General features: G+C 47.3%; 24 protein-coding genes and 1 pseudogene. 19 read left to right on the top strand and 6 right to left on the bottom strand.

Translation table 11 applies throughout. From position 1 onward, the window contains the following. Position 1 precedes the first annotated feature (1 nt). From hisB to EP181_RS00835, 11 genes and pseudogenes are all read left to right on the top strand, one after another. Positions 2–588: pseudogene (gene hisB / locus EP181_RS00885) on the top strand (imidazoleglycerol-phosphate dehydratase HisB). Beyond that, a complete protein-coding gene (gene hisH / locus EP181_RS00880; RefSeq protein WP_127469988.1) occupies positions 589–1,230 on the top strand; it encodes an imidazole glycerol phosphate synthase subunit HisH in 642 nt (213 codons plus the stop codon). 52 nt (positions 1,231–1,282) lie between these two features. Further along, positions 1,283–2,032, top strand: coding sequence for a 1-(5-phosphoribosyl)-5-[(5-phosphoribosylamino)methylideneamino]imidazole-4-carboxamide isomerase (gene hisA / locus EP181_RS00875; protein WP_127469987.1), 750 nt, complete (start codon positions 1,283–1,285; stop codon positions 2,030–2,032). Positions 2,033–2,094: 62 nt separating this feature from the next. Continuing rightward, a complete protein-coding gene (gene hisF, locus EP181_RS00870; RefSeq protein WP_127469986.1) occupies positions 2,095–2,868 on the top strand; it encodes an imidazole glycerol phosphate synthase subunit HisF in 774 nt (257 codons plus the stop codon). Further along, positions 2,865–3,200: a phosphoribosyl-ATP diphosphatase gene (locus EP181_RS00865; RefSeq protein ID WP_127469985.1), complete on the top strand. Its 336-nt coding sequence runs from the start codon at positions 2,865–2,867 to the stop codon at positions 3,198–3,200. Before hisF ends, EP181_RS00865 begins: the two co-directional genes overlap by 4 nt. A gap of 39 nt (positions 3,201–3,239) precedes the next feature. After that, positions 3,240–3,560, top strand: coding sequence for a histidine triad nucleotide-binding protein (locus EP181_RS00860; RefSeq protein ID WP_127469984.1), 321 nt, complete (start codon positions 3,240–3,242; stop codon positions 3,558–3,560). Between the two features lie 198 nt (positions 3,561–3,758). After that, entirely contained in the window at positions 3,759–4,040 is a 282-nt protein-coding gene (locus EP181_RS00855; protein WP_127469983.1) for a Sec-independent protein translocase subunit TatA, read from the top strand. An 86-nt stretch (positions 4,041–4,126) separates the two neighbouring features. After that, entirely contained in the window at positions 4,127–4,648 is a 522-nt protein-coding gene (gene tatB / locus EP181_RS00850; protein ID WP_127469982.1) for a Sec-independent protein translocase protein TatB, read from the top strand. A 4-nt stretch (positions 4,649–4,652) separates the two neighbouring features. Further along, a complete protein-coding gene (gene tatC, locus EP181_RS00845) occupies positions 4,653–5,798 on the top strand; it encodes a twin-arginine translocase subunit TatC (RefSeq protein WP_127469981.1) in 1,146 nt (381 codons plus the stop codon). A gap of 154 nt (positions 5,799–5,952) precedes the next feature. Next, a complete protein-coding gene (locus EP181_RS00840; RefSeq protein WP_172959651.1) occupies positions 5,953–7,812 on the top strand; it encodes a thioredoxin domain-containing protein in 1,860 nt (619 codons plus the stop codon). An 11-nt stretch (positions 7,813–7,823) separates the two neighbouring features. Further along, positions 7,824–8,510 (top strand): zinc metallopeptidase, encoded by a 687-nt coding sequence (locus EP181_RS00835; RefSeq protein WP_127469979.1) that lies wholly within the window; start codon positions 7,824–7,826, stop codon positions 8,508–8,510. A gap of 19 nt (positions 8,511–8,529) precedes the next feature. On the opposite strand, the gene EP181_RS00830 is transcribed toward EP181_RS00835, so the two are convergent. Together EP181_RS00830 and EP181_RS00825 are read right to left on the bottom strand one after the other, a co-directional pair. Beyond that, positions 8,530–9,435: a hypothetical protein gene (locus EP181_RS00830; RefSeq protein WP_127469978.1), complete on the bottom strand. Its 906-nt coding sequence runs from the start codon at positions 9,433–9,435 to the stop codon at positions 8,530–8,532. Then, positions 9,413–10,684, bottom strand: coding sequence for an MBOAT family O-acyltransferase (locus tag EP181_RS00825; protein WP_127469977.1), 1,272 nt, complete (start codon positions 10,682–10,684; stop codon positions 9,413–9,415). The genes EP181_RS00830 and EP181_RS00825 overlap by 23 nt, the downstream gene beginning before the upstream one ends. A gap of 366 nt (positions 10,685–11,050) precedes the next feature. Here EP181_RS00825 and EP181_RS00820 point away from each other — a divergent pair, with 366 nt between their 5' ends. Both EP181_RS00820 and EP181_RS00815 read left to right on the top strand, forming a co-directional pair. Next, positions 11,051–11,395: a transposase gene (locus EP181_RS00820; RefSeq protein ID WP_338064749.1), complete on the top strand. Its 345-nt coding sequence runs from the start codon at positions 11,051–11,053 to the stop codon at positions 11,393–11,395. Further along, positions 11,382–12,299, top strand: a complete 918-nt coding sequence (locus EP181_RS00815) for an IS3 family transposase (protein ID WP_127469975.1) — start codon at positions 11,382–11,384, stop codon at positions 12,297–12,299. The genes EP181_RS00820 and EP181_RS00815 overlap by 14 nt, the downstream gene beginning before the upstream one ends. 145 nt (positions 12,300–12,444) lie before the next feature. Here EP181_RS00815 and EP181_RS00810 read toward each other — a convergent pair whose 3' ends face one another. Further along, complete coding sequence (locus EP181_RS00810; protein WP_127469974.1) at positions 12,445–13,323, bottom strand: HDOD domain-containing protein; 879 nt, start codon at positions 13,321–13,323, stop codon at positions 12,445–12,447. A gap of 113 nt (positions 13,324–13,436) precedes the next feature. Further along, positions 13,437–14,123: a ComF family protein gene (locus EP181_RS00805; protein ID WP_127469973.1), complete on the bottom strand. Its 687-nt coding sequence runs from the start codon at positions 14,121–14,123 to the stop codon at positions 13,437–13,439. A 119-nt stretch (positions 14,124–14,242) separates the two neighbouring features. Between EP181_RS00805 and bioB the strand changes: the two genes are divergently transcribed. From bioB to bioC, 5 genes are all read left to right on the top strand, one after another. Further along, on the top strand, positions 14,243–15,268 hold the full coding sequence (gene bioB / locus EP181_RS00800; RefSeq protein ID WP_127469972.1) for a biotin synthase BioB: 1,026 nt from the start codon (positions 14,243–14,245) through the stop codon (positions 15,266–15,268). A 22-nt stretch (positions 15,269–15,290) separates the two neighbouring features. Then, positions 15,291–16,505: an 8-amino-7-oxononanoate synthase gene (bioF, locus tag EP181_RS00795; protein WP_127469971.1), complete on the top strand. Its 1,215-nt coding sequence runs from the start codon at positions 15,291–15,293 to the stop codon at positions 16,503–16,505. Positions 16,506–16,627: 122 nt separating this feature from the next. Then, positions 16,628–19,966: a DUF748 domain-containing protein gene (locus EP181_RS00790; protein WP_127469970.1), complete on the top strand. Its 3,339-nt coding sequence runs from the start codon at positions 16,628–16,630 to the stop codon at positions 19,964–19,966. Between the two features lie 12 nt (positions 19,967–19,978). Further along, a complete protein-coding gene (locus EP181_RS00785) occupies positions 19,979–20,791 on the top strand; it encodes an alpha/beta fold hydrolase (protein ID WP_127469969.1) in 813 nt (270 codons plus the stop codon). A gap of 13 nt (positions 20,792–20,804) precedes the next feature. After that, entirely contained in the window at positions 20,805–21,773 is a 969-nt protein-coding gene (bioC, locus tag EP181_RS00780; RefSeq protein WP_127469968.1) for a malonyl-ACP O-methyltransferase BioC, read from the top strand. A gap of 28 nt (positions 21,774–21,801) precedes the next feature. On the opposite strand, the gene EP181_RS00775 is transcribed toward bioC, so the two are convergent. Further along, on the bottom strand, positions 21,802–24,045 hold the full coding sequence (locus EP181_RS00775) for a primosomal protein N' (RefSeq protein ID WP_127469967.1): 2,244 nt from the start codon (positions 24,043–24,045) through the stop codon (positions 21,802–21,804). Between the two features lie 206 nt (positions 24,046–24,251). Here EP181_RS00775 and EP181_RS00770 point away from each other — a divergent pair, with 206 nt between their 5' ends. After that, positions 24,252–24,854 (top strand): hypothetical protein, encoded by a 603-nt coding sequence (locus EP181_RS00770; RefSeq protein ID WP_127469966.1) that lies wholly within the window; start codon positions 24,252–24,254, stop codon positions 24,852–24,854. Positions 24,855–24,875: 21 nt separating this feature from the next. Here EP181_RS00770 and EP181_RS00765 read toward each other — a convergent pair whose 3' ends face one another. Next, complete coding sequence (locus EP181_RS00765) at positions 24,876–26,870, bottom strand: methyl-accepting chemotaxis protein (RefSeq protein ID WP_127469965.1); 1,995 nt, start codon at positions 26,868–26,870, stop codon at positions 24,876–24,878. Between the last annotated feature and the right edge of the window lie 38 nt (positions 26,871–26,908).

Raw genomic sequence — 26,908 nt, 5'->3', positions numbered from 1 at the left:
TATGCGTACGGCAACCATTGAGCGCAACACCCTTGAAACCCAAATTAAAATTGCAGTAAACCTAGACGGTGAAGGCATAGCCAACCTAAAAACCGGTGTACCTTTTTTGAACACATGCTAGACCAAATTGCCCGCCACGGCATGATTGACCTGGACATTACGGCCTTAGGCGACAATCACATTGACGACCACCACACCGTCGAAGACGTAGGCATTACGTTGGGTCAAGCAATTGATCAAGCCGTTGGCGATAAAAAAGGCATTACCCGTTATGGTCACGCTTATGTGCCGTTAGATGAAGCGCTGTCGCGCGTGGTCATCGACCTTTCAGGCCGACCAGGCCTGGTCTTTAATGCCGACTTTACCCGTGAAACCATTGGTCAATTTGAAACCGAATTGGTGTTTGAATTTTTTCAAGGCTTTGTCAATCACGCCAAAGCCACCGTGCACATTGATTGCCTGCGTGGCCACAACTCGCACCACCAAGCCGAAACTATTTTTAAAGCGTTTGGCCGCGCTTTACGCATGGCCTTATCGCCCGACGAACGAATGGCAGGTAAAATGCCATCCACCAAGGGATCGTTGTAAATGAATCAAAAATTGGTGGCCGTAGTCGATTACGGCATGGGAAATTTGCGCTCGGTCGCCAAAGCCGCCGAACACATGGCCGACGCGAACACCCGTATTTTAGTAACACAACACCCCGACGACATTGAAAACGCTGATGCGGTCATTTTTCCGGGGCAAGGTGCGGCCAAAGCGTGTATGGGCGCATTGCTCGACACCGGCATGATTCACCCTATTCAAAAAGCCGCGCAAGAAAAACCGTTTTTAGGCATCTGCATGGGGCTGCAAGTATTAATGACACACAGCGATGAAAACGCTGGAATCGACTGTTTGAGGGTGTTACCAGGCCTGGTCAAACACTTTGAGTTTGACACCAACAGCACCCTTAAAATTCCGCATATGGGTTGGAATCAAATTCACCAAACTCAAGCGCACCCGCTGTGGCACAACATTCACCAAGACAGTCGCTTTTACTTTGTACACAGCTACTATGTGCAGCCGCAAAACCAGCACATCGTGTGTGGCACCACCACACACGGCATTGAATTTGCGTCAGTATTAAGCCACAAAAACCTGTTTGCCATTCAAGCACATCCCGAAAAAAGTGCCGATGGTGGCTTACAACTGTTTAAAAACTTTTTAGCGTGGAACGGCCAACCGTAACCCTTAAAACAGTTTAACTATTTTATAAATTCAAATTTTCAAGGGTGTCACTATGTTACTAATTCCCGCAATCGACCTTAAAGATGGCCAATGCGTTCGTTTACGTCAAGGCATTATGGAAGACGCCACCGTTTTTTCGGGCGACATTGTCGCCATGGCGCAACGCTGGGTAAACGAAGGCGCGCGCCGCTTGCACATGGTCGATTTAAACGGTGCATTTGAAGGCAAGCCGGTCAATGGTGGAGCGGTCTATCAAGTGCGCGAAGCGTACCCCGACCTGCCCATTCAAATTGGCGGCGGCATTCGCGACCTAAAAACCATCGAAGCCTATTTAAACGCCGGCGTAAGTTACTGCATTATTGGTACTCAAGCGGTACACAACCCCCAATTTGTCGCGCAAGCCTGTCAAGCGTTTCCAGGCCACATTATGGTTGGTTTAGACGCGGTAAACGGCATGGTGGCCATCAATGGCTGGGCTGAAGTCACTCAGTTTGAAGTCACCGAACTCGGCAAACAATTTGAAAACGACGGTGTAGAAGCCATTATTTACACCGACATTGGCCGCGATGGCATGATGCAAGGGGTTAATATTGAAGCCACACAAGCCTTAGCCAAAGCCTTGCGCATTCCTATTATCGCCTCGGGCGGCATCACCAATTTAGACGACATTCGCGGCCTAGCCAAAATTGAAGCCGACGGCGTCAGTGGCGCTATTACTGGACGCGCCATCTACGAAGGCACATTAAACTTTAAAGAAGGCCAAGCGTTATCCGACAGCTTGTCACCGTACAAATCGGTTTAAACCATAAACGTAACTTACCAGGCCTGGTCAAAGGCTTTTTATATTAATTTTAGGAATTTACTATGACGCTTGCCAAACGCATCATTCCTTGCCTAGACGTTGATAACGGTCGCGTGGTAAAAGGCGTACAGTTTTTAGACATTCGTGACGCCGGCTGCCCGGTCGAAATCGCCAAACGCTACGACGCACAAGGCGCAGATGAAATTACCTTTTTAGACATCACCGCCACCGCCGACAATCGCAACACCACGGTACACATGGTAGAACAAGTCGCCAGCCAGGTGTTTATTCCCCTTACAGTGGGTGGCGGCATTCGCTGCATTGACGACATTCGCACCATGCTCAACGCCGGCGCCGACAAAGTCTCAATCAACTCGGCCGCCATTTTTAACCCGGGTTTCGTTAAAGAAGCCGCCGACACCTTTGGCTCGCAATGCATTGTGGTGGCGATTGACGCCAAAAAAGTCAGCCAGCCCCCTGAAGCCGATAAATGGGAAATCTTTACCCACGGTGGACGAAAAGCCACTGGCATTGACGCAGTAGAATGGGCGATTCGTATGGCGCAACTGGGCGCGGGTGAACTGCTTATTACCAGCATGGATCGCGATGGCACCAAAATTGGCTTTGATTTAGAACTGACCCGCGCCATTGCCGACAGTGTTAAAATCCCGGTCATCGCCTCGGGCGGTGTAGGTGAGCTAAGCCACCTTGCCCAAGGCATTACCCAAGGTCACGCAGAAGCAGTTCTGGCCGCCAGCATTTTTCACTTTGGCCAACACACCATCCAAGAGGCCAAACTGGCCATGCAAGCAGAAGGCATCGAGGTTCGACTATGAGCGATATTTTAAAACAACTCGATGCGATTTTAGAATCGCGTAAAAACCAATCGCCCGACAGCTCTTATGTGGCCAGTCTTTACCATAAAGGCCTCGAAAAAATCCTTAAAAAGGTCGGTGAGGAAGCCGTCGAAACCATCATGGCCGCCAAAGACCTTGAACACAACGGCGATACCGACCACCTAGTATACGAAGTAGCCGACCTGTGGTTTCACACCCTGGTGTTATTGGCACATCAAAACCTATCAAGCGATGACGTAACCCGCGAACTGCAACGCCGTTTCGGGTTGTCAGGCCTGGATGAAAAAGCCAGTCGCTCGGTCGCGAAATAAGCCACACATTCAAATACAGTCAGCAGCAAGGAACCCACTATGTCACCTGAAAAAAGTATCTTCAGCAAAATTATCGACCGTGAAATTCCGGCCACTTTTATTCATGAAGACGAAAAATGCATTGTTATTAACGACATCAATCCCAAAGCCCGAGTGCACTTATTAATCATTCCCAAAAAACCCATTGCCACTTTATTCGATTTAACCCCAGACGACAAAGACGTCATGGGTCACATGATGCTGTTACTGCCACAAATTGCCCAATCACAAGGATTAGACGGTTTTAAAACTCAAATCAACACCGGAGAAAGCGGTGGACAAGAGGTGTTTCACATTCACATTCACCTTTTAGGCCAGTAATACGCCCAAGATTTAATGTATTCAAATTACTAAATTTGCATTTTAAATTTGCTATCATTAGCGGCTATTAAAAAACAGTTGGTTTAATGCGCCCGTCGCACTTAGCCTGCGCCTACATAACACGACAGTTAATCACGACGGTTAATTATATAAACCGAATGGCTTATTCAATAAAGTCACTCACAACGGAGCAACATCATGGGCATCAGCATTTGGCAATTACTTATTATTTTAGCCATCGTATTAGTACTGTTTGGCGCAAAACGCCTAAAAAACGTCGGAAGCGATTTGGGTGCAGCTATTAAAGGTTTTAAAAGTTCGGTTAAAGACGAAGAAGAGAAAAAAGACCTTGCCGTGGCTGAACAAAAACTAGAAAAGAAAGACGGCGAAAACGTTTTTGACGTAGTAGCTGAAGAAAAGAAAGCCGCAGAAATTAAACCAGGTGACGTTAAACCAACCGAATTTAAAGACAAGGTTTAATAACTCTAAGCAAACCATAAGCTGATTGTACTTTTCTTTTTGCTTTTTTTAGCTCACGGCACATCTCACTAACAAGTTGAAACTCAATGTTTGATATTGGTTTTTTAGAAGTATTACTCGTGTTAATTATCGCCTTACTGGTTATTGGCCCTGAGCGTATGCCCGAAGTAGCACGCTCTATCGGTCGATTTGCCGGTAAAATGCGACGTTTTATTAACTCGGTAAAAGAAGAAGGCCAAGTTCAAGAAACCATTCGAGATTTTCAGCAGTCGATGAATTTAGAAGCCGAAAAAAACAGCATTGAACGCATTCACAAAGACCTACAAAGTGGTTTAAATTTTGGCGACGGCTTAAAGCTTGAAGAGTTTCAGCGTCCATTTGGCGGTACGGTTGTGCCCGAAGAAGAGCAAATTGATTCAGCAAGCAGTCAATTTAATCGAGCGCCCGAACCGCCTAAAGCCACGCCAGCAGTTCAAACAACGCCTATTGAACAACCAGTGGTTCAGACGCCTAAAACCGCCGACACCAATCCTAAGTCTTCCGCCCCGACGACCGAGTTAAAGCCTGAAAAAGTGCTGCAACCTGGTTTAGACAGTTCAAAAAGTTAATTTTATGAGCAACACTGCGCTGCCCCCTAACGACCAAGAAATGACGCTGATTCAGCATTTGTTAGACTTAAAAACCAGTCTTACGCGCTCTATCATCGCCATTATTGTGTTCTTTTTAATTCTGTTTCCGTTCGCAAACGAAATCTACGTCTATATTTCAGAACCGCTAACGCGCTACCTACCGGCTGGCACCAGCATGATTGCCACTGGCGTGGCCTCGCCGTTTTTAACCCCCTTTAAATTAAGCTTTGTGTTGGCTATTTATTTAGCAATGCCCTATTTGTTGTATCAACTATGGCGTTTTATTTCACCTGCTCTTTATAAGCATGAGCGCCAATTGGTTGCGCCACTGCTGTTTTTTAGCTCGTTTTTATTTTACGCTGGTGGCTTATTTGCCTATTACGTGGTGTTTCCTTTGGTATTTGGCTTCTTGTCACAAGCCGCACCCGATGGCGTTACCATTGCCACGGATATCTCACTGTACCTAGACTTTGTAATTAAAATGTTTTTTTCATTTGGTATGGCATTTGAAGTACCGATAATAACCGTTCTGCTTATTTTAACGGGCATGGTATCGCCTGAAAAAATGCGCCACTCTCGTCCCTACATCATTGTAGGGGCTTTTGTTATTGGTATGTTACTCACCCCACCAGATGTTATCTCTCAAGCCCTATTGGCCATACCTATGTGGCTACTTTTTGAAGTTGGTTTGGTGGTAGGTGAATACGTTAAAAAACATCGTGTTGTAAAAGAGGGTGATCAAGATGAAGATAACCCAACGGCTTCGGATACACCGCCCACAACGCCAACGCCCTCTTCTTCGTCGGGCAATGTAAAAACCACCGCAACGCCCGAGTACGAGTTTGATGATCGCTATGCTGATCAGGTCAATGACAATTTTGACTGGGATAAAGAGTTTGAAAAAATGGATTCTGATATGAGCCTGCTAGACAAGGAATACACCGCTCGTCAACAAGCGGCTAAAACTGATTCTGAAAAGGCAAAAGGAACTCAAGATGATGCTCACGATGCTGCTCCACCGCTTGCTCAAACCAATACGCCTCACGATGATGCACACGATGATGCACACGATGAGAGCACTAAAGTCAGTAAAACATCTGCAACGGTTCCAAGCAGCACATCCTCTTAACGTTGTTATATTGTCTTACGGCAACGTTAAACAGACGGTTTTACCTACTTTAATAAACTCACCAGGCCTGGTCAATCGTTTTTTAACGCAGGTTTGTATGAATTTAAGAGCAAAAACAATTCTTAAATTAAGCGCTTTTTTAAGCGCAGTTTTAGTGTCTACAGTAAGTTTTTCAAATCCTTCTTCCCAGCATCAAGTGCCCAATGCATTGGCTCAACACGCCAGCCCGTATTTGGCTATGCACGGATTTGACCCTGTTGATTGGCTCGATTGGCGTGCCGACGTGTTGCAAAAGGCTCAAACCCAAAACAAACTCATTTTAATTTCAAGTGGTTACTTTGCTTGTCATTGGTGTCATGTAATGCAGGCGGAAACCTATCAAAATCAAGCCAGTGCGCGCCTGCTTAATCAGCATTTTATCAGTGTAAAACTCGACCGAGAACTGCACCCAGAGCTTGACGGTTACTTAATGGAATTTGCCAAACGTACCAATGGTCAGGCCGGTTGGCCGTTGCATGTTGTGCTTACCCCTGAAGGTCTACCCCTTAATGCCTTTTTATATGAACCCAACGCCGACTTTAACCAACGACTTACCACCTTAAATGACCTATGGCGCACACACGCTCAAACACTCAAAGCCTTGGCTAAAAAAGAACAAACCGAGCACAACGCATCAATTACTCAATCAACCCAATCCAAACATGCCACTTTAGCGACCAACGTCCCAGAGCGCATTAATAACCTTAATCTAAAACTGTTTGCACATCTCAGCACCCAAATAGATGATTTAAGTGGCGGGCTTACAGGCACTTCAAAGTTTCCCGAAGCACCACTGCTCAACACTTTAGTACATTTAAACTCCTTGCCCAGTGCTATTGAGGAATGGGTTATTCTCACGCTAGAGCACATGCAAACTGCACACTTATTTGATCATATCAATGGTGGATTTTATCGCTACAGCATCGACCCCGAATGGCAAACGCCGCATTTTGAAAAAATGACATACACCAATGCTCTTCTAGCCAGCGTCTATTTAAAGGCGGGGGCACGTTGGCAGCGGCCAGACTTTGTAATGACTGCCCAACGCACCCTTAATTATCTACACCAACATTTATTAGATTCTAACACTCAGCTTTACCAAAGCAGCCAATCGGCCATTGACGCGCAAGGCCAAGAAGGCGGTAACTACCTATTTAATGCACAACAATTAGCCGCTCTCTTTACCCCGACACAATTTAAGCAACTTAACCAGGCCTGGTCACTGCATCAAAGTCCACCTTATGCGCTAGGATGGCATCCTGCGCCGCATTCTAAACTGCCTAGTGCGCTTTGGAATACCGTCAAAATGACGTTGCAAAACCAACCACAAAGCTTACCCAGTCAAATACCGCGTGACGCTAAAGGCCTTTTAAGCTGGAATGGGTATGTTTTATCAGCGCTTAGCAACGCCAGCCAATTACCTAACCAAACTGATTTACCCTATGCCAAGCACGCCGATGCATTAGCCGCGCAATTAACTCGTCTAATAATGCTTGCCTCACCGCCTCGTGCAGTAAGTGAACAGGGTACGTTTTTACACAATGCAGGTTTGGACGATTACGCTGCGGTTTTGCAAGGTTTACAAGATTGGCAAGCATCACACAAGCAACGAGTAAACTTACCTGCGCATAACTTGACTCAAAGTTTGACGCAAGACTCTGCCCCCTCACTGGCCTCAGTAAACCAAGCCATTGCGCACATTCAAGCTATTTTAAGCACACAGTTTTACAGTGAACATGGCTGGCAAGACAGCCAAGCATTTAGGCTACCCGGTCAAAAACCACAGTGGATTTTGTTAGACGAGCAACTTCCTAGTGCGGCTGGGTTGGCTATGTGCGCTGTGCCAGACAGCCAACTGCGTGCATTATCAATCTTAGAAAACGACACGCCAAACCTTGTAAAATACGCCAGCACAGTGCACGCACTTAATCGGTTAAACCAATGCACTGAGCGTCAGTCAACCCACTTACCGTAAACGGAGTCACCATGGGATTTTTAGTCGTAGGCTTTGTACTGCTGTTTTTACTGACCTCTTTGCCCAGTCTTTTAACCAAACACATTCTTAATAAGCATCGCGTTCCTCACCCCACTTTACCGGGAACAGGCCTGGAGTTTGCTCAACACTTGGTCAAAAAATATCAGTTAATAGGTGTGCGCATTGAAGAAACGAGCGATGGTGATCATTACGATCCCATTGAAAAAGTGGTGCGCATCTCTACATTAAACGCCCATTCCAACAGTTTAACCGCCATTACCACCGTCGCTCACGAAGTGGGTCATGCATTGCAAGACCAATCAGACTATCCACAACTCAAAGAGCGCACTGCGTTGATTGAGCGCGCTGCGGTCATGCAAAAATTTGCCGGCGTTGCGCTTATGCTAACGCCTATTTTAATTCCCTTAACCCACAGCCCAATGGTGGGCTTACTCACTTTTAGCGCAGGCGTTATTGCTATGGGCGTTCCAGTACTTATACACTTAAGCACGTTGCCTGTTGAGTTTGACGCCAGCTTTAATCGCGCTTTGCCTTTATTAAAAGAGGGCGGATATTTAGACGCTAACGATCAAAAAATAGCCAAAAGGATATTACGCGCCTGCGCCATGACTTACGTGGCCGCATCACTGGCAAGTTTGTTTAATTTATGGAAGTGGCTAAAAGCGTTAAAGCGTTAATCTAACGTACCAGGCCTGGTCAATGAGCCTGTTCACGTTGGGCTTTAAACTGCTTAATCAAATCGGCTGTGCGATGTGCACGACCTTGGACATTGGGGTGGGGTTCGGTATCGCACATTAGCTCTAAATCGGTAATGGCTTCTTGGGCAATAAACGTGATCTGTTTTTGTGCCATGGTTTGACGCATGGTTTCAAAATACGCATGGCGAGTATTGGCGTGTGGGTCGTACTCCATGGGCGCTACCAACACCACCGTGGCATTTGGAAAAAGTCGTTTAATAAACTGAGTTTCTTGCTGCACAAACGTAAATAACAACGCGTCTTCCATAGGCTCAAACGCCCGCGTAGTTTCGTAAAACGTGCAGTTAAATCCGCTAAAATCAAAGTCGCCGTACTGCGTTATGTTGCCGTAATATTTATCGTCAGACGGACGATGTAAATTACCCCAATCCAATAAAGTATTAAGCAGAGTTTTGTCAGGTAGAAGCGCAAAGGTTTTGGCGCGTCCCGTCATATCGCGCGTAGGCTCATCGTATTGCCCCGGTGCTCGCAAAATGCGCATGGGCGACAAAAACACCCACTCAACTTCATTGCGACGTAAATGAGTAGAAAGGTTAATTAAAAACTGGTGATAATTATCTAGGTTAAAGCCCTCGTTAATCAGGGCGGCGTTGTGAATATTCATGCCCAGTTCACGGCTCATTTGCTGGGCTGACAAACCAAATACAGCGTTAGATCCGCCCAAAATTAAGCCTTGCACATTGGGCGTATTAGCCACTGACTGGTACTGAGTTTTAATGGCTTTGGCGCGCCCTTGATCGTCATAAGTGGCCGCTAAATACCCTAAATACAGCCCATAAAAACCCAATAAAAACGGGATTCCTGCATAGAGTGCCCATTTGTTAACGCTGACCATAAACCGCATAATCTATTCCTATATTGGCCGAGACCAGCAAGACAAACAAGGCAATTAATCCCCATTGCGCTATGGGCACCCGTAAATATTTGTAATTACGTTTGGCCACTTGCTTTTGCTTAGCAAATGTAAACTCCACCAACACCAACCCCAACGCTATGAGCAACGCCGCCATGGCGGCTTGCGGCACGGCCATAATGGTTGACCAAAGTTCGGTATTGGGTTCGTACACAAAGCTTAGTTTGGTTAGCAGTCGTTCGGTGTCAGAATCGGCAAAAATCATGCGCCCTAAAACAATGGCCAATAGCATTACAATAGACACCAATACCGGCACCCACGCCAATAAAAAACGCACTCTTAATTTTAACAACCACAATGTCAGTACAAATAATGCGCCGTGCAACAACCCCCACACAATAAAGTTAACGGTAATGCCGTGCCACATAGCCGACGCCATAAAAACCACCATAATCGCTGCGTACGTGCCCCAGCGTGATTTGCCCATGGCGTGTTTGGTGGGATTGTAAAACAAGGCTTTTAGTACCAAAGACAAACTTACGTGCCAACCTTTCCAAAACTCAATTAAATTTCGAGCCGAAAACGGTTGCCTAAAATTAAGCGGAATTTTGACCCCAAAAATGCCTAACAGAGCATAAATAATCAACGACAACCCGCAAAAATTAGCGTACACAAACAATTCAAAAATCAGTGCAAAAACAACAGCACTTACCGCATCGGTCAACTCTATGAGTTTAAAAAATTCGGTTAACGGCGTCGCCACTACCTTAAACAGAAAAATCCCCAACACCAAAAATGGCAGATAATACGCCAGGCGTTTACGCCACGCTTTATGGGTAATAGAGGTAAAAAAAGCCGCAATAGGACCTGTAAACAGCAATAGAGGATTAGAGCCGACCCAAACATGGCCAGACTGCAAGGAGGACTGTGCTAGATGATAGGCAAAAAAGGCCGTATAAAACGACAAACCATAAAACCATATACTGGTAGACGTAGCGTGCGAACCCGTTAAGGTAGTAGTCAAACCAAACAAGGACGTTAAGGTAATGCTAAAAAACAACCCGTAAACCAAAAGAGGCTTATACCATCGCCAAACAGTTAAAGTTGAACTGTTCGCATTAGTTTGCGCGTGCGCTTGCACCCACATTGCCAAGACAAGCACCCCAGCGCTCATCAGCAAGGGCACCGCTAAACTTTGCAGGCTACTGGCTAAAAATACGGGCTTGACTAAACCTGTCAAAGCACCAAAATAACCAAACAACAAAATAAACAAAGCGCTGAAAAGCCAAATTTTTAGAGAGAATTGCAAACACACCTGCCAGTTTTGGAAAAGTATTAAAAAGCATTAAAGAGAGACAAAAAATCCACAAATATTTCAGTATATACACTGTAATTAAGACTGATTTAAAGGACTTAAAACATGCTCTATTTTATGATTTTTTTACAAAATTATGACAGTTATTTTACAGTGAAGCTCTTTAAATATTAGTAATTTCTTCTTTAAAACCACTTGCCCAGCCTAAACTATTTCAAAGCCTCTAAAATCAATGTGTGGACTGGCTACAATCCTTCGTACACAAAGACACGTTAAAATGTGACTTAAAAAATACGAATAGGAATTGAACATGAAACATCAAAACGCTATGACGACCAACTCAAATTGCAAGCCATTGAAATGGCGCTAGAAGGTTCAAAATCCGTGGCACAAATCGCCCGAGATTTAGACATAAAAGACAACACTCTTTACGGTTGGGTTGATAAACATCGTCGTGATAATCCTGATAAAGCTTCAACTAAACTGGTTGTCGCAATACCAGTCGATTTAGAGGCACAGAACCGCAAACTCAAACGCGAACTCGCTCGTGCATTGGAGGACGTTGAACTCCTAAAAAGGCGGCGGCGTACTTTGCGGTTCACAAGTAGCAAAGTACGCCTGGATAGACGAACATAAAGCCCACTATGGAATTTGCCGACTGTGCCGATTAATGGATCTCAAACGCAGTAGTTACACCAGTCATCTTCAATCGCAGCCTGAGCGCACCAAAAAGCAAGCTCAGCAACAGAAGAGGTTAAACGAACTAGATCAGCACATCACGAAGATGGTCGAGGACTACAAAAACACCATTGGTGCGCGACGCATTAAAACCGCCCTCAAGCGCAAGCATAAGCTCATCGTCAGTCGCCGACATATTATTGAGCGTATGAATACCTTAGAGTTAAAAGTCGTCACACGCCAGCGTTACCGTAATCGCAATGTGGCGGCCATTGACGATGACCGGATTGCGGCCAATGTACTCAAGCGCGAATTTAATGTTAAAGGCCCGAATCAAAAATGGGTCGCCGACATTAGCTATATCCGCACGCTGGAAGGCTGGCAATATCTAGCCGTGTTTATCGATCTATATTCACGCCGAGTGGTTGGCTGGGCTATGGATAAACACATGAGTGCCCAACTGGTAAAAACCGCTTTAATGAGAGCGTTGTGGAGCCGAAAGCCCAAGCGCGGGTTGATTATCCATACGGATCAAGGCAGTCAGTTTGTCTCCAAGGCCTATCGTAACGTGCTCAAACACTGGGGCATAAAACCCAGCATGAGCCGTCGCGGAAACTGTTGGGATAATGCGGTGGTAGAAAGTTTTTTTGCTTCTTTGAAAAAGGAACGAGTGTATCGGACAACCTACAGCACGGGTAAAGAAGCATTGTACGACGTGACCGAATATATTGGTTGGTACAACCACAAAAGAATGCACAGTACCAATGACGATTATTCGCCAGTAGAGTATGAAAATCAATGGATCAAAGCCATGAAGGACTTAGATAAAAAATGGGCGTCTTTGTGTACGAAAAAGGGTTGACAGTCCAGTGCCACGCATAGAAACCTTTGCATGAATTACCGTAAAGATAAAATAAATAACCCCAAGAGACCTTTCAAAGATCTCTTATTATTTGTGATTAGCACAAAATTTAACCCGTACTTGCACCACTGGCTTAACAGGGTGTTTAATGCGATGACACATGATCATTAATGCCTTCTCCCCACTTTTTAAGCGCCGCTTGTGCGGCCTGCACGGCGTTATCTGGCAAAGCTAAAAAACGCACCGTATGTTCTTCAATTTGCTTTAACTCGGCGGTTTCGTAGTGATCCGAAAACACTTTAAAGGTCAATACGTTGGCCAATTGCATCAGTGCCACCATTTTGGCCACCTTAGCATCATAAGCCATTACCGACTCTAGACTTTCTTGATGGTGCAAGAGCAAGCTTTTGCTCAGTAAATCGCCCAAATGCCAACGGCGTGTAATAACGCTGCCCACAAAAGTATGCGCCGTTTGATAATGTTCAAACTCTTTTTCGTAGGCACTAAACGGTGAGGTTAATTGGGCGTTTAAAAAAGTTTGTGCGTAATAATCTGGGTCGTAACGCATCATATAAATCACCCCAATATCTTGCAAAAAGGTAATAAAAAACGCTTCAGTACGGCTAATGTCATTTACCCAATACGACAGTTCGGCAGCGGCAATCCCTGCACGATGGCAATTAACAATCAACTTGTGGTCTTCGGTACTAATAGGCAGATTTTTGGTTAAATAACTGCTTAAAAACAGCCGTTTAATTTCGTCTAGCCCTAATAAGTTGACCGCACCACTGGCTTCAAAAATTAAATCATCGGGGCTTTTATTTAACACGCGATTGGCCAAACTCAAAAACTCCCCCAATATCTCGGGGTTTTTAGACAATAATTGCGCCACGTGCGCGCTATTAGGATTGGGCGCCAACATAAGTTCGTCTAATTGATAAATCTCGGCGGGTACGGTGTCAATGTGACAAGATTGAATGAGCTTAATTGCTTCATCCATACCCAATTTCATTTCAATTTTCATGATTCGATTCCGTTTTTAAAGTCTGCATGACATCGTGTCGTTTTTTCATTGCGCGTTTTTACATCGGTTTATTCTGTTTATTCTATTTATTCTATTTATTCTGTTTATTCTGTTTATTCTGTTTTAGCCACTGCCCACGCTTCCACCACCTTAATGGCACTGTGTTGTTTTAACTGTTTAGCAACCTCGTGCATGGTTGCTCCCGTCGTCATCACATCGTCCACCAATGCGACATGTTGCAAGCCGTGCAACCTCTGCGCATGGGCGGGGTGAACTGCAAAAGCTTTTTTTAAATTTTGCGCGCGCGCTTTGGCCGTCAACTGGGTTTGGCTCGGCGTATGAGCGACTCTTTCAACCACCTTTTCTATTAACGGAATATTAAGCACCTTAGACAGTCGTTTAGCAATCAACCAGGCCTGGTTAAAGCCGCGTTGCTTGCGCCGTAACGGATGAATTGGAATGGCAATTAAGGCTTGCACCTCGGTCACGTCCAACTGCTCGGCCAGCAAATCTGCCAACAAACGCGCGTTAGCATGCTGTTGATGATACTTTAAATCGTAAACCAATTGGGTCAGTGGCGCTTCAAAATAATACGCGACTTGCGTACGATCAAACGCTGGGGGTTGAGCCAAGCACGCCCCACACACTTTAGCGCCAAAACTGGGCTCACAACATTGCGGGCAAACGCCCACAGGCGTAAAGAGTTGTCCTATTTGCGACTCACTTAAATCACGCTCTAAAGTTGCCTCTTGAGTAATAACGCAACGCGGTGGAATCACCCATTTTTCGAGCCAATGCATTATGGCCACCCCTATGATTAAGCAAGTTGTTTTATAAGTTTTTAACCGACACGCTACTCGAGACTAACTCACAAGGTATAATACGCCCATTCAAATTCGCTCAACTCGGAAAATTCGCTATGAACCTGCACACCCTAGGGCAAGTAAGACACGACTGGACGCTGGACGAAATTCGTCGGCTTATGGACTTACCGTTTAACGATTTAATGTTTTATGCACAAAGCGTACATCGCCAACATTTTAATCCCAATGAAGTACAAACCAGCACCTTGGTAAACATTAAATCGGGTGGCTGCGCCGAAGACTGCTCGTATTGTTCGCAAAGCGCACGCAACCACACCGACATCGAAAAAGAACAAATGATGGAAGTGCAAGAGGTCATCGAGCAAGCCTTGGTGGCCAAAGAGCGTGGTGCAACTCGTCTGTGCATGGGCGCGGCGTGGCGCAACCCCACCAAAAAAGACTTTCCGCGTGTACTCGAAATGGTGCGCGTGGTCAAAGACTTGGGACTTGAAACCTGTTTAACGCTGGGCATGCTCAACGCTGAACAAGTGGCACAACTTAAAGAAGCGGGGCTGGATTATTACAACCACAACCTCGACACCTCTGAGGCGTTTTACCCCAAAATCATCACCACGCGCAGTTATCAAGACCGTTTAGACACCATTGATAAAGTCCAACAAGCCGGCATTAACGTCTGTTCGGGCGGCATTATTGGCATGGGAGAGGCGCACAAAGACCGCGCCGAGTTATTGCGTACTTTTGCTACCATGCGCGTTCACCCAAACTCGGTGCCGATTAATTTATTAGTGCCCATCGAAGGCACGCCGCTGGCGCACATGAAAGGCCAAACCGACTCGTTTGAGTTTATTAGAGTCATTGCCACTGCGCGCATCGTCATGCCACAAACCTATGTACGCTTATCGGCTGGGCGCATGACGCTCACCGACGAGGCGCAAGCCTTGTGCTTTTTTGCCGGCGCCAACTCAATTTTTTACGGCGACAAACTGCTCACCACCGACAACCCCGAATCGGATCACGACATTGAGCTGTTTGCTAAATTGGGCATTAAAATGCAGACCAACCGCAAAGCCGAGCGGGCGGCGCAACAGTTAGCCGCGCAAGTCACCGAACTCACGGCCTAAAAATAAGCGTGCGCTGAATTTTATGTCAACCTCTATCGCCGAGCGCTTTACCCCGCGTTTACAAGAGCGCCAACACCAGCATTTGTACCGCACGCGGGCGTTGGTCACCTCACCGCAACAACCCATCATGCAAATTAACGGCCTAACGGTGGTTAACTTTTCATCCAACGATTATTTAGGGTTGGCCAACAGTTCGGCCATTAAAGACGCCTTAATAACCGAACTTAACAGCACGCTCAGTGGCGTTGGTGCCGGCGCTGCGCATTTGGTTACCGGCCATCATTTGCATCATCATCTATTAGAAGACGAGCTGGCCGATTGGCTAGGAACTGAACGCGCGTTACTGTTTTCGACCGGCTACATGGCAAACTTGGCGGTACAACAGACGTTAATGCAAGCCGGCGACGTCATTATTGGCGACAAGCTTAACCACGCCTCATTGGTGGACGGCGCACACGCATCAAGCGCCGAATTTAAACGCTACCCGCACAACGACATGGCCGCGTTAGAGCGCCGCTTGCAGGCGGCCGCACAACAACACGCTTCATGTACGGGACAAGCCTTAATTGTGACCGATGGCGTGTTTAGCATGGACGGCGACATCGCCCCGCTTAAAACAATACAAACCCTCGCACAAACTTACCAGGCCTGGTTAATGGTGGACGACGCCCACGGTTTTGGTGCCTTAGGGCAAAATGGCAAAGGCAGTTTTGAACACCTAGGCTTAACCCCAGACGCCAACACCATTTTGGTGGGCACCTTAGGCAAAGCCTTTGGTACGTCTGGGGCGTTTGTGGCCGGCAGTCAGGTGTTAATAGAAAGTTTAATTCAGTTTGCACGCCCCTATATATACACCACCGCCATGTCGCAACTCAATGCGGCGGCCAGTCGCGCGGCTTTAAAACAAGTGCAAGCCGCACAGGTTTCACGTGAAACATTGGCGCAACACATTCGTCAGTTTAGGCAAGGTGCCCAGGCTTTAGGGCTTACGCTAATCGACTCACCCTCCGCCATTCAACCCATTTTACTGGGCGATGCGCACACCGCGCTGGCGTGGAGCGAGCAGCTTAAACAGCGCGGTTTTTGGGTGGGGGCTATTCGCCCTCCCACTGTGCCGCAAGGCCAAGCCCGCCTGCGAGTAACCCTTTGCAGCACCCATACCACAGCGCAAATTGAGGCGTTATTGGCGGCTTTTTGCGATATTTTAGCGCAGCAAAAAACCACTTTTACACAATAAATGCACATTAAAACGGTATGATAGAAACTCGTTAATGCTCGTAATACGCGTTTTATGGGTCTTATGCACAAGTCTCATGCACCGTGTTACATTGTTTTGAAAAGGTTTGAGAAGGTTTTGATATGGTCAAAATAGTCAACTTTGCAAAGTGTCATCGCATTTTTAGCGGTTTTGCGCTGTTTATTATCGCCCTGATTTTAGCCCTGCCCACCTTAAGCAAACTGGCGTTACAAGATTATTTACTGACCCAGGCGCAAGCGCAAGGGGTCACGCACGTCAGCGTTGAATCGCTCCGTTTTAACCCGTTTACCGGTGCGTTGTCGCTTAATCAACTTAAGATGCTCAAACAACCCAACGATTTTGCGCACATAAATCAATTACACCTTAAAATCAAATTAAGTGAACTTTTAAACGCAAGAATTTGGATTGAGTCTATTGAAATCAGTGATGCCCTGATTCCCATTGAGCAAACCAGCGATTTTAAAATGCTCATCGCCGGTTTGGCGCTGCCCAAACGCAACGATGACACAGACCAAACGTCAGCCTTAATGCTGCCGATTGGCGTGCAAAACTTGCAATTAAACCACGTAACCTTTGCGTTAAGCTCACCCACAGGACAAGGTCGTTATGACATCACACGATTGCATTTAAACGATTTATACACCTGGGAAACCCACTACGCGCGCTTAATTTTAAACAGCACCTTTAACGACTCACCGCTTAACGCTAATTTGCAACTGCACCTGTTTGCCAAGCATCCCAAACTAGTGGGTACGTTAAAACTGTCACAGCTAAATTTAACCCAATTACAAGATTTGCTAAAACCCTTTACCCCTGAGCATAGCCTAGGTTTAAGTGGCGAGCTGAGTACCGACCTTACGCTGACCTTAGAAACCACCGACAGCGGTTTGCACTATTATCAAACGGGTCACTTTACCCTAGACAACAGCCAAATATTCCAAGCTCAGACAACTCAAACTCGGCCAATCGGGCACGTTAAACAATTGCATTGGCAAGGCGACGTGCATTTTTTTAACGAAGCTATTCCCAAATTGTTTATAAAAGGCGACGTGCAAGCCAAACAATTTAAACTTAACCAAACCGCCCAATCACATTACACCTTCGACACACTCAAAGCGCAACTCAATCTGCACGGCGTATTTGATGCGTTAACCACCTTTAAACAAACCGGTAAAGTCACCCTAACAGGCCTGGGCATTGAGCAAGCCGACCAAACCCTTGCGTTGGCCAACACCACTTGGAACGGAAACGTTGTGCTGAGCGGGCTAAACACTGCCGATAAAAATCAACCGCTTAAGGTGGTGGCCAAGGGCGATTTAAATGTGCAAAAAATACAACACGACCAGCGTGAACCCGACACGACTGGCGCAACACACCATGCCAAAACCCAAGTCAATCAAGCCCGCTGGAACGGCCAAGCAACCTACCAAGCCGCGGCACAAACCATTAACACCAACGGCCACCTTAGCGTCAGCAACGTTGACGTTACCCAAGCCACGCCAACCAGCCAAAACACCCTTGCGCTGAACCAAGCCGATTGGAATGGCAAAATTGATCTGCAAAACGGTCAAGACACCAAGGTCAGCGCATTAGGAAAATTAACGCTCAACGCATTAAAATCCCAGCAAAGTGTTGATGCTCAAACCCTCTCTGACCTGACTGCGGATATTGCGGCCGAGTTAAATGCGCAAGCGCAGCTTTCCCATGCGGGCTTTAACCTGACACAGCAAGGTGCCATTATGCTGAGTAACGCGGCGCTCAGCCAAGCACCGTTTACGGCGCAACTTACCAACGCACAATGGCAAGGCCAGTTAAGCGTTGCGCAAAATAATGTACTCAATCCATCTTTGCCAACGGCCGCACCCTCGGCCATAACGCTAAAGGCCAATGGCGCACTGAGCCTTGTGCAAGCGGCGCTGCAACACGGGGTTAAAAACGGCCAAAAACTCCAGCAATCCCAACAGGCGAGCGTGCAAATAACGCAACTGGCTCAGTTAAACGTCCAAAACATCGACATTCAATCACTCGAAAACATCACCTTAACTCAATTAAACGCCAGCGATTTTATTTTGGGTGCTGCAACACCTTCTTCACCAGGCCTGGTCAAACTCAATGCCGTTACCTTGGATACGGCGCAATGGCAGGCTTCTAAACTGCCCAGCCAGTCACCCACCCAGTTAACCTTGGGAAATCTGGTGCTACGCGACAGCCAAACCGATTTAACGCTGGACGCAAATTATCAACCGATCCACATCAACGCATTATTGGACCGCTTAAATCCAGCACGCAGCAAACCAACGTTAAATGAACCAACGTCAAACCAACCCACATCAAGCAATTCCGCCAACAAACATGCGGCACTCGCAACGCCAGCCAAAACTCCGTCGAGTCTAAATTATCAACTGGCCAGTTTGACCGCGACCGGCCAACACAGTATTAAACTCACCGCTCTCGCCACCGAGCCGGCGTTGATTAAAAATGTGGTGCTGACTAAATTTACCCTGGGGCCAATCGACAGCACCCAACCCAATCAAGATACGCCTTACACCTTAAACGCCAAAATTGACGAGTTCAGTCAATTTATCAGCCAAGGAGAAGTGCAACCTCTTAACGCGACCCTTGGGTTAAATTCCAAATCGCAACTCGACAGTTTATCGTTAACCGAATATTCGGGTTTGGTTGAGCAAGCGATTGGCTATCAAATACGAAGCGGTCAACTCTCAGGCAAATTTACCACTCTTATTAAAGATGGCCAGCTCAATGCTCAAAATGACATTAACCTTAATAAATTAGAATTGCGCCGCAGCGATGCCAAAACTGCCCAAGCGTTTGAAAAAGAATTTTCTATGCCGTTGGAGTCGGGATTAGCACTGTTGCAAGACAAAAGCGGCAACATCAAACTCAGTCTGCCGGTGTCTGGTGACGCCAATAACCCCAACTTTGACATTGGTGGCGTCATTAGCAAAGCCATGAACAGCGCGTTAATGACCGCTTCGCGCACCTATTTACTGCTGGCATTGCAACCCTTTGGTGCCATTGCCTTAGCCGGTGAATTTGTAGCCGACCAAATGGCGGCGGTAAAACTGCAACCCATTACCTTTACCCCTGGAAAAGACAGCTTGTCGGGCGAAATGCAGCAGTACTTAACCAAAATAAACACCTTACTTAAAGAGCGCAAAGACATTCAAATTAAACTTTGTGGCGGCGCAAGTGAGGCCGATCGCCCTGCCTTAAAAAACGCCATTAAACCTGGGTTTAACGAAAGTGACACGCAGCCAATGGACATTGACGATGCCCAGCTTGAGATTCTTGCCATACAACGTCAAAACCACATTAAACGCCAATTAATGCAACTGGGCACGCCCAGCAAACAGGTCATTATTTGCCAACCTAACATTAACCCTAACGCCGACACCCCTCAGGTGGACGTAGGCATTTAACCGAGACCCAGAATGTTACCCACTTCTCACACGGCATTACACACCGAAACCTTTGGCGAGGGCGACCATCTCGCCCTCATTCATGGTTGGGGCGCACAAAACACGGTGTGGCGCGAATGGGCCAAAATCCATTTAGCGCCACATTTTTGCGTCACATTAATAGAGCTTCCCGGCTTTGGCGACAGCGCGGCATTACCTAATTCGGACGACATTGAAACCGCTTGGCTTAACGCCATTTTAGAGGTCTTGCCACCACACACCCATTTATTAGGTTGGTCATTGGGTGGGTTGTTGGCGCAAAAAATTGCAGTGCGTGCGCCCACCCAAATAACCAGTTTAATTTGCTTGGCCAGCACCCCAAAATTTGTGCAAACCGAAGGCTGGAACTGGGCGGTTAGCCCCGCGTTATTAGGCGACTTTATTCAAGCCATTGGGCAAGACACCCTAGCCACCCTTAAACACTTTTGGAAACTGCAGATTCAAGGCTCCGACGGCGCGCGCTTGCTTATTAAAGAATTTAGCCTGCGCATGACCCACAGCAAAATCCCGCAAATGGACGGCTTAATTCAGGGTTTGCAACTGCTTAAAGCCATGGATTGTCGGCAAGACGCCGCCACACTCACGTGTCCCGTATTGTGGTTATTGGGCGAAAATGATCCGCTGATTCCTCAAGACTTTATTACCCAATTCAGTACAATACAGCCCACTGCGCAGGTTGTAATTTTAACCGGTGCGGCGCACATGCCGTTTTTATCGCATCCGCACGACACCGCCGCGCACATTATTGCGTTTTTAAAGACCGTAAAAACCGTAAATAGAATTTAGGTAAACACCTCCCATGCCCCAATCGCTGATGAGCGTTAATCGCCACCACATTAAACACCATTTTAGCCATGCCGCCCCCAGCTACGACGACGCGGCCATTTTGCAAAAAACCGTGGCACAACGCGTTGACGAACGCTTAGAGCTTATTACCCTTGCGCCCACCACCGTGTTAGACGTGGGAGCGGGCACGGGGTTATTAACCCAAAAAGTACTGCATCGTTACCCGCAGGCTCAGGTGTTTGCGGTTGATTTATCGCTGTCTATGCTCAAACAAGCGCAACCGCGCTTGCGCCGCCCCCGTTATCCAGGCCTGGGCAATTCACTCAATGCCTGGTTACAACGCTGTACCTTCACGCAAAATTTGGCCAGCACCCAACCCGTCACCTGCCTAAACGCCGACGCCTACCAATTGCCGCTGGCCGCCGGCCGTGTCGATTTATTGGTGAGTAATTTGATGTTGCAGTGGTGCGATGATTTAGACCGAGTCTTTGCCGAATTTAGACGCGTCATGCGCCCCGATGGCTTGCTGATGTTTACCACGTTTGGCCCCGACACATTAAAAGAACTTCGCCAGGCCTGGTCAATGGCCGACCCCCAATACGAGCACGTTAACCACTTTATTGATATGCACGACATTGGCGATGCGCTGATTCGCGCGGGTTTTGGCCAACCGGTAATGGACGTAGAGCACTTTACTCTAACCTACGACAAGCCCATGGGTGTACTGCGTGATTTAAAAGCGATTGGTGCCACCAACGCCAGCACGCAACGCGCAAATGGCTTAATGGGCAAACAACGCTTTAACGCGATGTTGGAGGCGTATAACACCTTAAGAAAAGACGGTAAAATTCCCGCTACGTTTGAAGTGGTGCACGGCCACGCGTGGGCCGCACCCGAAGTGATGAAAGGCCCCAATCGAAACCGAGCAGGCCTGGTCGAAATTTCGTTAGAACAATTTGCCCAGCAGACCAAGCGCAGTTAATAGACGTGCTGCAGTTTAGCAACGCACGCTACACCATCTCTTGCGGGTCAACGTCTAAGCTCCAGCGCACTTTGCGCGCCAAAGGGCTTTTATAAATATACGGTTCTAACTCGCCCAATACGCTGTGTAAATAAGCCCGTTTGGACGACTGCAACAACAACTGAAACCGATAGCGCCCTTGGCGACGCTGCATGGGAGCTGACACCGGCCCCCAAATTTGCAAATCGTGCGCCTGCTCTGGCCGTGAACGCGCGTGCACTTGCTCTAAACCGGCTTTAAGCGACTGCAAAAACGCCATGGCGTCTTGCGCTAAGTTGGCCTCGGCACGCACTAAAATTTGATGTTTAAACGGCGGCAGTTGTGCGTCTTGTCGCTCGAGCAAGGCCTTTTGGGCAAACGCCTCATACCCCTCTTTAATAAGCGTAATTAACAAAGGGTGCTCAGGGTGATGCGTTTGAATCAACACTTCGCCGGCTTTTTTAGCCCGCCCTGCGCGCCCTGCGACTTGTAAAATCAGTTGCGCGGTGCGCTCCAGTGCGCGGTAATCGACGCTAAACAACCCCTGATCAATGTCCAATAACCCCACCAACGTGACATTAGGGAAATGATGGCCTTTGGCGAGCATTTGCGTGCCAATTAAAATATCCGCCTCGCCACGTTCGGCGATGCCGGTCAACTCGGCCATTTTGCCTTTTAAGCGCGTAGTATCACGGTCAATGCGCAACACCGATTTATCGCTAAACCAGGCCTGGATTGTTTCTTCAAGCCGTTCGGTGCCTTGGCCTACCTTTACAAACTCGGTGCTTAAACAACTTGGGCACTCTGGGGGCAAGGCCTGTTGTTCGCCGCAATGATGACACTGCAAATAACCGCCTTGCGTGGTGTGCGCGGTTTGATGCAACGTCATATTGGCATCGCAACTGGGGCAACTGGCCTGCCAACCGCAGTCGTGGCACATTAATACCGGCGCAAAGCCACGGCGATTTAAAAATAATAATACCTGCCCACCTTGCGTCAAATGCTGCTGCATCGCGATTTTTAAGGGGGTCGAAACGCCTTCTTGAATTTTTTCACCGCGAATGTCTAGCAACTTAATGCTGGGCATCTTCGCGTTGCCGGCGCGAATTTTTAAGGTTAAATGACGGTAACGCCCTTGCGCCACATTGTGCAAACTTTCAAGCGACGGCGTGGCCGAACCCAACACCACCGGAATGGCTTCTTGAAACGCACGGCGCACCAATAAATCGCGTGCCGAATAGCGAAAGCCCTCTTGCTGTTTGTAAGACAAGTCGTGTTCTTCATCAATAATGCAAATGCCAAGGTGCTTAAACGGGGCAAACACCGCCGAGCGTGTGCCCAACAACACCTTAACCTGACCAGTGCGCACCAAATGCCATGCACAATGGCGCTCACTGTCGTTTAAGCCCGAATGCAATGTGGCCACTGGCGCTTGCAAATACGCCTCAAAACGCGCCACCATTTGCGGGGTTAAGCCAATTTCGGGCACTAATACTAAAGCCTGTTGGCCTTTGGCCAGCACCTGCTCAATCATGCCCAAATACACTTCGGTTTTGCCACTGCCGGTCACACCTTGCAATAAATACGCCCCAAATAGTGTGGTGCGCTGGCTCACCGCGTCTACCGCGGCCTGCTGCTCGGGGTTTAAACAATGCGCTGGGCGCTGTCCCCAAACGCCATCGGCCAAACAATGTCCTTGGGTGAGCGTTAACCAACCCGCTTCAACAAACTTTTTAACGCTGGCGCGCCAATGGTCTAAACTGGCCGAAAGCGCGCTGGCGCTTAACACCGTTTGCCCTTGGCTCTGGGCGGTGTTAAAACACGCTAATAACGCGTGTTGATGCTTGGCGTTTTTTGGCAAATCGGCCAAGGTTAACGCCAAACCAAGTGCGCTCAATTGCCAAGCGGGAGTGCCGCTTACTTCGGCCGCTTCGCCCGCTCGCAAGCGTTTTGGCAACGCCGCCTGCAGCACCTCACCAATGGGTTCGTGGTAATAGTGACTCGCCCATTTAAGCAACGTCAACAGCGCATCACTCAACAACGGCTCGGTGTCAAGCACCTCTAAAATGGGCTTGATTTTGCTTAGGTCACAGTCCACCGAGTCGGTCAAAATCGCCATCACCACGCCAATCACCGTTTTGTTTCTAAACGGCACACTCACCCGACCACCCACCACCGGAAACTGCAAGAGCGCATCAAAACGATAATCTAACGCAAACAAAAATGGGCCACTCACGGCCACCTGAACAATCATAAAAACCTACACATTCGCTGTTAAAAACGTAAAAAAGCATCTTACCACGTTGGCCATTTTCAACCCAAGCTCTCGGCACCAAACCCATAAATGGAATAATTTACCATTTCAAGACTCTTTCAATACTTGCCTAAATCTTTGTGGCGCGCCAAATGATACAGTGCAATTGAAGTTTGACCAGCGTGGCCAAACGCAAGGAGCAAAAAATGAAGCGGTGGATTGGGTCAAGCGGGTCGATTGCAAACGTAAAATGGCTGGGATTGGTAAGCGGCTTGGCGTTTATTATGTTATTACAAGGGTGCGTTACCCACACTCAAGTGCGCAGCGGTTATGGAAATGGTTACGGTGGTTATAACAGCTATAACTCGCCCGCCTATCCCATGGAGGTGCATCGCCCCGCACCGGTGCATGTTTATTCGCCGCCGCCACGTGTCATTTACTACAATACGCCGGCGCTTTCAAATCATCGCGACTTTAACCCGCGCGAGCACCGTCAACACCAACAACGTGAGCAAGACCGACGAGAGCACATTCAGAGTGATGACAGACAACGCAATAGAGAAAGCAACAAAGAAAACAAAAGAGAAAGTAAAAGAGAGCATTACAAAGAGCATTCTAAAGACGATCGTAACGAAAGCGGTCGCGATAACCAACGCGCCAACTTACCCGCGCACACTCGTCCAATGCTTATACAACCCCCGATTCAAGCACCTAAACCCGAGCGCAGTGTTAAAGACCCAGGCCTGGCCAAACCGCCACGACAAAGTCTTTTACAGTCCGAGTCAAAAGATCGTTTAGCACGACCTTAAGCGTTATTTTTTAACTTATTTCTAACGATTCTCTAAGGCTTTAAAACTGTTTGCCCTGCTAGAAGGCGCATTAATTTCAAATTTATTTAAATCCAACGTTAGGCTTTGTACATTGGCCACCACCGATTGCGCGGTGCTAGACGATTGGGTGGCCAGCGAGGCATTGTGCTGGGTAAGGGCGTCGATATTACGAATAAGTTGGTTTACCTGCTCCATATCGCGCGCACTGGTTTGGCTTAAATTAGCAATGTCGGCAATAATTTCACTGACGTCTTTAATAGCCAAATTAATTTTGCTTAACGACTCGCCCGACGTTTCAACCAATTGAGTGCCTGAATCTATCGCGGTTACAGTGCGGTCAATTAATTCACGAATGTCTTTGGCGGCGTTGGCCGATTTTCCGGCCAAGGCTCTTACCTCACCCGCCACTACGGCAAAACCTCGACCCTGCTCGCCCGCTCGCGCCGCTTCAACTGCCGCGTTAAGCGCCAGCAAATTGGTTTGAAAGGCGATGCTGTCAATGAGTGCAACAATTTCAGATATTTTTTGACTCGATTCTTGAATGGTGCGCATGGATAAAATAGTGTTTTCCATCACCTTAACGCCGCTTTCGGCTTGCACGCGTGCGGTACTCGACAGCTGATTGGCTTTTAACGCGCCCTCTGAAGACTGCTTAACCCCTGCAGCAATATTGCCAAACGCACTGGCCGTTGACTGCAACTGCTGGGCTTGATCTTCTAATGCGTGCGACAACCCTTCACTGCCGGTATAAATTTCATCTACCGCAACATTAAGCTGTTGATTCATGCTCACTACGTTGGTGACCAACCCACTTAAAGAGGTAAAAGCAAAGTTAAGACCTTCTTTAAGGGTATTTAATTCACCTTGGTATTCTTGGGTAATAGGTTGATTTAACTTACCCTGCGCCAAACGTTTAGAGGCTTGATTAATCTCAGTAAACGACTGCTGTAAATCGTCCAACGCTTGGTTTACATTCTGTTTTAAGGCACCAAATTGTCCGGCCGCTTGGGTTTGCACGCGCTGACTAAAATCGCCTTTAGACACCGCTGACATAACCGCCACCATTTCAGACACTAAATGTTCGGTTTGTGACATGGCCAAATCTACTTTTTGTTTAAGCCCTCCTTGCACTTCGCCGCTCATGCGGGTGGCTAAATGGCCTTGGCTTAAACCGTTCATAATGTCTTCTAAACTGTGCATGGTGTGGGTAACGCTTTGTGCCGAGGCATTCACCGCTTGTTTAAGTTGATTTAAATCGCCCTCATATTGTTCGGTTACGCGCGCCGTAAACTCACCTTTTGAGATGGCTTGCATGACCATGACAATTTGTTTAATGGCACTGTCAACCGACGCCATTAACTGATTAACAGCCTGGACATTAGGTGAGTCTTGAAATTGGTTCACGCGCTTAGAAAAATCCGACGTACGTGAGATATCGTTAATGGTGTTCATGGTGCTTTGGGCAATAAGCTGTTCTTTTTTCATGAGCAACGCATAGTACATTAACACCGCCGCTTCAATCACCACAAACAAGGCGTGTAAAAAAGTAATGCTCCAACTGCAGTCGTAGTTAAACAGCATAATGGGCATGCCCGCAATGTCTAAACCAGAAAGTTGCATTTGGGTTACCGCCAAGTGATGCACCGCCCCCACCAACGCCGCTACTAACACCACCAACCAGTCTTTATAAATTAACAAAAATGCCAAGCCCACAAAAATGTGAAAGTGCATTTCGATGCGCCCCATTTGAGTTTGAATTAACGTGGCCGAAAACAATAAAACCAGCACGCCACTTAAAATACCAAAACCACGTGTACCTTTTAACGTCGCGTAGCCAATAATGGCCAATGCGCCAATTAAACCCGATGCCAACATGGCAAAACCATGAGTGTCATAGCCTATGGGCGCTAAAAAGGCCACAAAAGGGATGTGCGCCAACAAAATTATCAATACTTTTTTATCTATTGCCTGTAAATCTAACGATTTTTGGTTCATCACGCACTCCAGTGAGCAGCTTTTAAAATTTAAAGAAG

The organism is Thiomicrorhabdus aquaedulcis (assembly GCF_004001325.1).
GTDB classification, from domain to species: Bacteria; Pseudomonadota; Gammaproteobacteria; order Thiomicrospirales; family Thiomicrospiraceae; genus Thiomicrorhabdus; species Thiomicrorhabdus aquaedulcis.
This window is presented reverse-complemented; position numbering and strand designations above follow the sequence as displayed.

Bases quoted from the DNA above. Each gene is read 5' to 3' on its own strand.
- hisH (WP_127469988.1), top strand. From the start codon at position 589: ATGAATCAAAAATTGGTGGCCGTAGTCGATTACGGCATGGGAAATTTG.
- hisA (WP_127469987.1), top strand. From the start codon at position 1,283: ATGTTACTAATTCCCGCAATCGACCTTAAAGATGGCCAATGCGTTCGT.
- hisF (WP_127469986.1), top strand. From the start codon at position 2,095: ATGACGCTTGCCAAACGCATCATTCCTTGCCTAGACGTTGATAACGGT.
- EP181_RS00865 (WP_127469985.1), top strand. From the start codon at position 2,865: ATGAGCGATATTTTAAAACAACTCGATGCGATTTTAGAATCGCGTAAA.
- EP181_RS00860 (WP_127469984.1), top strand. From the start codon at position 3,240: ATGTCACCTGAAAAAAGTATCTTCAGCAAAATTATCGACCGTGAAATT.
- EP181_RS00855 (WP_127469983.1), top strand. From the start codon at position 3,759: ATGGGCATCAGCATTTGGCAATTACTTATTATTTTAGCCATCGTATTA.
- tatB (WP_127469982.1), top strand. From the start codon at position 4,127: ATGTTTGATATTGGTTTTTTAGAAGTATTACTCGTGTTAATTATCGCC.
- tatC (WP_127469981.1), top strand. From the start codon at position 4,653: ATGAGCAACACTGCGCTGCCCCCTAACGACCAAGAAATGACGCTGATT.
- EP181_RS00835 (WP_127469979.1), top strand. From the start codon at position 7,824: ATGGGATTTTTAGTCGTAGGCTTTGTACTGCTGTTTTTACTGACCTCT.
- EP181_RS00830 (WP_127469978.1), bottom strand. From the start codon at position 9,435: ATGCGGTTTATGGTCAGCGTTAACAAATGGGCACTCTATGCAGGAATC.
- EP181_RS00810 (WP_127469974.1), bottom strand. From the start codon at position 13,323: ATGAAAATTGAAATGAAATTGGGTATGGATGAAGCAATTAAGCTCATT.
- EP181_RS00805 (WP_127469973.1), bottom strand. From the start codon at position 14,123: ATGCATTGGCTCGAAAAATGGGTGATTCCACCGCGTTGCGTTATTACT.
- bioB (WP_127469972.1), top strand. From the start codon at position 14,243: ATGAACCTGCACACCCTAGGGCAAGTAAGACACGACTGGACGCTGGAC.
- bioF (WP_127469971.1), top strand. From the start codon at position 15,291: ATGTCAACCTCTATCGCCGAGCGCTTTACCCCGCGTTTACAAGAGCGC.
- EP181_RS00790 (WP_127469970.1), top strand. From the start codon at position 16,628: ATGGTCAAAATAGTCAACTTTGCAAAGTGTCATCGCATTTTTAGCGGT.
- EP181_RS00785 (WP_127469969.1), top strand. From the start codon at position 19,979: ATGTTACCCACTTCTCACACGGCATTACACACCGAAACCTTTGGCGAG.
- bioC (WP_127469968.1), top strand. From the start codon at position 20,805: ATGCCCCAATCGCTGATGAGCGTTAATCGCCACCACATTAAACACCAT.
- EP181_RS00775 (WP_127469967.1), bottom strand. From the start codon at position 24,045: ATGATTGTTCAGGTGGCCGTGAGTGGCCCATTTTTGTTTGCGTTAGAT.
- EP181_RS00770 (WP_127469966.1), top strand. From the start codon at position 24,252: ATGAAGCGGTGGATTGGGTCAAGCGGGTCGATTGCAAACGTAAAATGG.
- EP181_RS00765 (WP_127469965.1), bottom strand. From the start codon at position 26,870: ATGAACCAAAAATCGTTAGATTTACAGGCAATAGATAAAAAAGTATTG.